Here is a 7,533-nt window from a genome sequence, read left to right on the forward strand (position 1 = left end):
AATTATATTAAATAGAAGTAATTGAAAAAGGAGACAATAAAATGAAAACAATAAAATGAAAAGATAAAGTTATCTACCAAATATTTCCAAGATCATTCAAAGATGCTAACAATGATGGTGATGGAGATATAAAAGGGATAACATCTAAAATGGAATATCTATCTAATTTAGGTATTGATGCTATCTGATTATGTCCAACATATGAAACAAATTTTGCGGACGCTGGATATGACGTTAAGGATTATAAAGCTGTTTGAAAACAATTTGGAACACTTGAAGATTTTAAAGAAATGACACAAGAAGCTAAAAAACATGGAATTGATATCATTATGGATATTGTCTTAAATCATGTTTCAGACGAGCACCCTTGATTTAAAAAGGCGTGTGAATCAGTTGAAAATATTGAACACAATTATTTTATTTGAAGAGATAAGCTAAGCAAAGATGAAGAAAAAGCTATGTCTATCTTTGGGGGTTCTGCATGAGAATTTGTTCCTTCAGTTAATAAGTATTATTTCCACTTATTTGCTAAAGAGCAAGTAGATCTAAATTGAGAACATCCAGATACAATTGAAGCGATGGCTGATATTATTGATTTTTGATATTCAAATGGTGTAAAAGGATTTAGACTTGACGCTATTAAACATATTTCCAAAGTATTTCCTGAAGGTAATGAAAATGATTTTTCTTGAGGCCCAACAGCTGTTCCACAATTACAAAAATTTAATGAAATTGCATTCAAGGATAAAGATGATGCATTTATACTTGGAGAATCATCTGGTATAACACTTGAAGAAGCAATTAAATATGGAACTGGAAAAGATAAAGTATCTACGAATTATTATAACTTTTCATGATGATGATTAGGCTGAGGAGAAACAGGTAGAAATGGTTATGATCCTGAATGAAATTACAAAAAATTTGTGGAGGAAATCAAACCATTCCAAGAATCAGAATTAGTTAATCCAGAATTAATGACAAACTTTTTATCAAATCACGATACTTCAAGAGCTATTTCACGTTGAGGAAATGAAGGTGTATTTTGAGAAGAGTCTGCAAAATCACTTGCGATGATGTTATTTGTTATGAAAGGAATACCATGTATTTACTACGGTGAAGAAATTGGTATGCTAAATCCAAGATTTAAAAACCGTTCAGAATTTAAGGATGTTGATGCACTTAATGCATATAGAGATTTAGTTGAAAAACAAGGATATTACACTGAAGAAGAAATGACAAAATATTTATCAATTAATGGTAGGGATAATTGTAGAACTCCAATGGCTTGAAATGATAAAGAAAACGCAGGATTTAATGATGGCGCAAAACCTTGAATTAAAGTTGGATATGGATATAGAGATATAAATGTTGAATCTCAAATTAATGATGAAAAATCAATATTTAATTTCTATAAAAAAATCATCTCTATTAGAAAGAGTGAAAAGTTTAGAGATATATTAATTGATGGGACTTCAAAAGTAGAATTACTTCCTTCTGGAGCATTCAAAGTTGTAAGGACTTCTAAAAAGACAAATAAGAAAATAGTAACACTAATTAATATTAGAGATAGAAAATTAAAATTAGAATCAATCAAGGGTAAAAGAATAATTTCTTCTTGAAATGATAAAAAACCATTCAAAGGTCAATTAAGACCATATGAATCAATTATGTTTGAGATTTAATTCTTAAAATTGTAGCGCTCATGCCGTGAAGTATTTTTAGACAAAAAGCATGTAAGAAAGAGGTAATAATGAAAAAACTTTTAAAATATGATACAAAAGAATTGCAAATTTCACAAATTGCATTTGATAAGAATTTAACAGCTAAGACAGAATCAATGATGTCACTTGGAAATGGCTACCTTGGATTAAGGTCTTCTGATGAAGAAGTAGAAAAATTCAATAAAGAAGATTTATTTGTAAATGGTATTTTTAACCAAGCTGATGATCAAATGGTATCTGAATTAGCTAACTTGGCTGATTTAACTCAGACACCAATTTATCTAGATGGGGAATTACTTTCAATTAAATCAAGTGATAAATATACAAAAACACTTTGTTTAAAAAACGCTACCCTTACAAGAGAATTAATTATAAAAAGAGAAGACAAAGAATTTAAAATAACATTTGAAAGATTTGTGTCTCAAGATATAGAAAACGTTTATGCACAAAGAATAAATATTGAACAATTATCTGGAGAATCAACAGAAGTTATAATAATGCCAAGAATTAATGGGCAAACAACAAACAGTGGTGCTCAACATTGTAAAGAAGGACAAAAGAGAAGAACTTCTTTAGAGTCGGTTCAATATGCTGAACATACAAATCAAAAAAACGACTTAATTATTCATAACATGATTACAAATGTTTTCTTGGGAGAAACAAAACAAGAAGGTGGAAATGATGATTATGTTATTTCAATGGCAAGAAGACAAGTTGGATTTAAAATTAAGAATATCGTCGATGTAAAGACATCTCTTAAACTTGAAAAACTTATGTCAGTAAACACATCTATTGATGAAGAAGAAAGAAAAATGGATGACGAAAAAGTAAAAGTAAAAGCTAACGATTTATTTAATTTACTTAAAAGCGAAAGTTTTGAATCTCTTCTTTCAAAATCAATTGATAAGTATGCAGATTTAAAAGAAAAATTCCATGTAAAAATAAAAGGTAAATCAGAAGATGCATCATATGATCAAATGGCGTTAGCTTTTAGTGTTCTACATATGAATTCATTTGTTCCTAAAAATAATAGTAATTTATCTATTGGTGCAAAAGGATTAAGTGGTGAAGGTTACCAAGGTCATTCATTTTGAGATACTGAGTTCTTTATAGTTCCTAACTATCTATTCTCACAGCCAGAAATTGCAAAAAATCTTTTGGTTTATAGATATAAAGGTATCGAAGGAGCAAGAGCTAAAGCAATGGAAACAAAAGAAAGATCAGAAGAGTCAGGTCTTGAGGGTGCACAGTTCCCATGAGAAATGGCATGACCAACTGATGGTGAAGTTTGTCCGTATTGAGGTCAAGCTGATGTTGTAACTGGTAAACAAGTTCCAATAGCTTCAAGAAGACAAGAAATTCATGTTCCTGCAGATGTTGCATTTGCTGTTGACCAATACTATGATTTTACTGGTGATGAAAAATTCATGCAAGACATGGGTTATGAAATGATAATTGATACTGCAATCTTCTGGGCTAATAGAGCAGAAAAACAACAAGATGGCAAATACATGATTAAAGATGTAATGGGGCCAAATGAGTATAAAGGTAATATTGACAACAATGCATACATCAATGCATTTGCAAGTAAAAACATTGAGTTGGCTTTTAAATATATTGATAAACTAAACGAATCAAAAGATGGTAAGGAAATACTAAAAACGGTTACTAAAAAAATACCTTATGAAGTACCACTAGAAAAAATGAAAGATGTATTGAATAATCTTGTTCAACAAACTCCTAATAGCGATGGGATTATTGCTGAGAATGATCAATTCTTAAAATTAGATAGAATTGATGTTACACCATTCCAATTACTTGGAGATGCTGGTAAAAAATTATTTAACACAAAAGAGGGACATAAGAGATTAGGTTCGCAATTAGTTAAGCAAGCAGATGTAGTTCTTCTTACTTCATTAATGCCTGAAAAATATGATAAAGAAATCATTAAGAAAAACTTTGAATTTTATGAACCAATTACTACACACGACTCTTCTCTTTCGCCAACTACATATGCAGTTCAAGCTGTTGATTTAAGAAAAATGGATACTGCTTATAAGTTATATAAATATTCATTGGATATTGACATGGGAACAAATATGAAATCATGTGACGCAGGTATTCACGCAGGTGCTATTGCTGCAATTTGGCAAACAACTGTTTATGGTTATGGTGGATTAAGATGAAGAAATGGTGAATTGCACATAAACCCAGTATTACCAAAACAATGAGAAGAATTGGAATACAAAATTATGTATAAAGGTGTTGAAATACTTGTTAAAGTTAATGGAAATAAATTTACCATTGAAACTATTGGGAACAATACTATTAAATTGTTCGTAAATAATGAATTAATTGAGATAAATAATAAAAAAGAATTCGAGGTTCAAAATGATTAAGGGATTTGTATTTGATTTAGATGGTGTAATAACAGAAACAGCTAAGTTACACTATAAGGCTTGAAAAGATGAAGTGGCAAAAGTTGGTATTGAATATACTGAAAAACAAAATGCAACACTTAAAGGTTTACCAAGAATGGAAACTTTAATAGGTATTTTAAATATGCAAGAGGAAAAGATGGAATTTTCAGAAGAAAAAATGAATGAAATGGCAACATCTAAAAATAATAATTACTTAGAAATGTTAGATTCAGAAATGACTGAAAAAGACATTTTACCCAATGTTAAAGATTTCCTTATCCAAGCTAAAGAAGCGGGTATAAAAATGGTTATTGCCTCTTCTTCTAGAAACGCACCTAAAATTTTAAAGAAAATTAAATTGATTGATTTCTTTGAGGGGATAGTTGATCCAAGTAAGATTAAAAATGGAAAACCAAGTCCTGATATTTATCTTGAAGCTTGTAAATTAATAAATATCAAACCAAGTGAAGCAATTGGATTTGAAGATGCTATGCCTGGAGTGGTTGGTTTAAAAGAAGCAAATATTAAAACAGTTGCTATCACTTGAGGTGATAAGGGTGAATGAGAAAAAGCTGACTTAATTATTGAGTCTACAAAAGACTTAAACTTTAAAGAAATAGTTAAATTATAAGTACAACATAAAAAGAGTGTTAAAATTATCTTATGATTAAAGATACTATAAAGCATTCAATAGAAGAATATATTTTACTGAAAATTAGTTCTGAAAAGTGAAAAAAAGGAACAATAATTCCTTCGGAAACTTCTTTATCAAATAAATTCAATTGCTCTAGAATTACTGTAAGAAGTTCACTAAAAACTTTTGTTTCATTAGGAGTCTTAATGCCAATTAAAGGTATTGGTTACAAGGTTATGGGCGTTAAAGGTAAGCTATTTAATTCAATTAGTAGTATTTATGAAACTAATAGAAATAAAACAACTGATTTTGAAATAGAAAAAACAGAAAAAGTTATTACATATATAAAGTCCTTAATTCAAAATAGTTGAGGTATTGAAAGCGCTAAAAAGGTAAAGGTTTTTGAGAAACTATTTTTCAATGACGATGAATTAGTTGTTGCGCAAGTTTCTATAATTAATAATGAAATAACATGAGGGATTAATGATGATGACTTACAAAAATCTCTTACAAAGTCACTATATAAAAACGGCATTATCCCTAATAGAATTAATCAGAAAATTATTTTTGACAATTGTATATTTTTAGCTAAATATTTTAAAGAATTAGGTTATGAAGAAAATCAAGCTTTAATTGAATTTTCAGAAATTTCCAATGAGGATGATTGAATTGAATTTTCAATAAGAGTTATTGCAAAAAATAAAGTAAACTTCCAAAAATCATCAGTAGTGATGATTAAATAGGAGTTTCTTTTTTTATAATAATTTCAATTAAATATTGAATAGTTAATATAAAAAAATAACGAGAGATTATTAAAGAATTTCAAACACATGGATAGCAAACTATGATTTAAAATATTATGTATTTTATAGCTTACTTAAATAATGTGAGATAATTTTTTAAGAGTAGTTTTAAATTATTTTTTTATTTTAAAAGCCAAAATTATAAATGTATGCCAGGAGAAAAAAATGAATGAAGAACAAGAAAGAAAAATAAGTAGAGAATCTTTCAAAGAAAAACTTAAAAAAGCTAAAGTTAAACACAAGATAAGACTTAAAACAATTAACACTCAATATAAAGTAAATCTTTCAAAAGCAAAAACAAAAGAAGAGATAAAAATTTCTAAAAAGAAAAAACGTATCGATACCAAAAGAGCAAATAATAAATATGCATTAAGGCATAATTCTTTGGTTAATCAAGAACTATATAGAAAAGGTGTGCTTGAGACAAAAATAGAAACTGAAAAAATAAAATATAGAAAAAATAAAAAGGTTAAGCCAAATTTTGATGTAAAACAAGAAAAAATAATTCTTAATCAAAAAATAGAAAAACTAAATGAAAAATATAAAAAACCAGTTTCTTCTAAGTTAAGGAAAAAACGTACTGAAGAAATGCACTCTAATCATATTTTTATTAGAGTTGGAGTCAAGAGTGCAACTAGAGGAGCTCTAAGAACTATTGCCTTTATATTAATAGCAGCACTTACTACAACAATTGCATTAGATATTTTTATCAAACCATTTGGTCTTTATTCAGCTGGGTTAAGAGGTGTAACTCAAATGTTTTATTATTTATTGAAGTTTTATAAACCTGACATAACACCATCTACTTCTTATATTTTATTCTTTGGAGCAAATATTCCTCTTGCAATATTTGGATACTTTAAGGTTGGTAAGAAATTCACGCTATTAACTCTTGCTTATATACTTACACAATTTGGAGTTTCATTTTTATTAGATTACTCCGGAATGCTAGAACACATAAAACCATTTGGGAAAACTTCAGAAGATATTTATGCAATTATTTCTTCAAATGGTCAAAATGAACCTATATATAGATATGTACTTCCATTTATATCAACAATTATAGGTGTCATTATTTATGGTGTTGGAGTTGGGGTTGTATATAAAGCTGGTGGTTCAACTGGTGGAAGTAAATTTATTGTCACTTACATTTCTGCAAAGAAAAATAAATCAATTGGTTTAATTGCAATAGTGATAGGTATATTTGTTATCTCATTGGGTATTGGGGTGAATCATGTTGCGGTTAATCACAAACCATTTATCAATTCATACTTTTCGGCCACAATATTTGCATCAATAATATTTACATTTGTATCAAATTTAACTCTTGATAAGATGTTTACTAAGACAAAAAGAAAGAAAATCGTTTTATTAACATCTAAAAAAGAAGAAGTGATCAAGTTCTTAGACTTGCAAATGATGTACAACCGTTCATTTATAATTAATGAAGTAAGTTCTGGTATTAAGTCTAAACCAAGATATTCATTTACATTTATTTCTTCATCTGAAGAAGCAAAAATGCTTCCTGCTGTATTTAAACAAATAGATAATGATTCATTTTGTACAATACAAACAGTTGATAAAGTAATTGGTAAATTTTACAATATATGATTTCAATAATTAAAGGCGAACCTTAAAATGTTTTGCATTAATAAAGGTGCTTTTTTTATGCTCTATCTATATATAGGGGAATTACATCATTAATTATAAGAAACCCATTTATACATAATTTCCATAATGCATTTTCACTCTCTATTTATATATAGGGATAAAAAAACACCTATTTTACTATTTGTAATAATTGATGAATATATAGCTAAAATTTTCTATAAATATTAGTATTTTTTAAGTATCGAAAAAAAATTAAAAAAATTGTACCCAATTATTAATAATTATGTATACTTATAAGGCACCAACTATTGCAACAGCATATATTTGACTGCAAAATAGATCTT

The 7,533-nt window shown here is 28.0% G+C and carries 5 protein-coding genes; all 5 read left to right on the top strand.

Features of this window, described 5'->3' with window-relative positions:
- Positions 1-41: 41 nt before the first annotated feature.
- The 5 genes from C4B24_RS02775 (at position 42) to C4B24_RS02795 (ending at position 7,198) form a co-directional block, all read left to right on the top strand.
- Positions 42-1,682, top strand: a complete 1,641-nt coding sequence (locus tag C4B24_RS02775; protein ID WP_131599138.1) for an alpha-amylase family glycosyl hydrolase — start codon at positions 42-44, stop codon at positions 1,680-1,682.
- Positions 1,683-1,750: 68 nt separating this feature from the next.
- Positions 1,751-4,120, top strand: a complete 2,370-nt coding sequence (locus tag C4B24_RS02780) for a glycosyl hydrolase family 65 protein (protein ID WP_131599140.1) — start codon at positions 1,751-1,753, stop codon at positions 4,118-4,120.
- On the top strand, positions 4,113-4,772 hold the full coding sequence (pgmB, locus tag C4B24_RS02785) for a beta-phosphoglucomutase (protein WP_131599142.1): 660 nt from the start codon (positions 4,113-4,115) through the stop codon (positions 4,770-4,772). The genes C4B24_RS02780 and pgmB overlap by 8 nt, the downstream gene beginning before the upstream one ends.
- 32 nt (positions 4,773-4,804) lie before the next feature.
- Complete coding sequence (locus C4B24_RS02790; protein WP_131599144.1) at positions 4,805-5,518, top strand: GntR family transcriptional regulator; 714 nt, start codon at positions 4,805-4,807, stop codon at positions 5,516-5,518.
- 225 nt (positions 5,519-5,743) lie between these two features.
- Entirely contained in the window at positions 5,744-7,198 is a 1,455-nt protein-coding gene (locus C4B24_RS02795) for a YitT family protein (protein ID WP_168388335.1), read from the top strand.
- Positions 7,199-7,533: the final 335 nt, after the last annotated feature.

It is taken from the genome of Mycoplasma marinum (genome assembly GCF_004335975.1).
GTDB lineage: Bacteria > Bacillota_I > Bacilli_A > Mycoplasmatales > Metamycoplasmataceae > Mycoplasma_K > Mycoplasma_K marinum.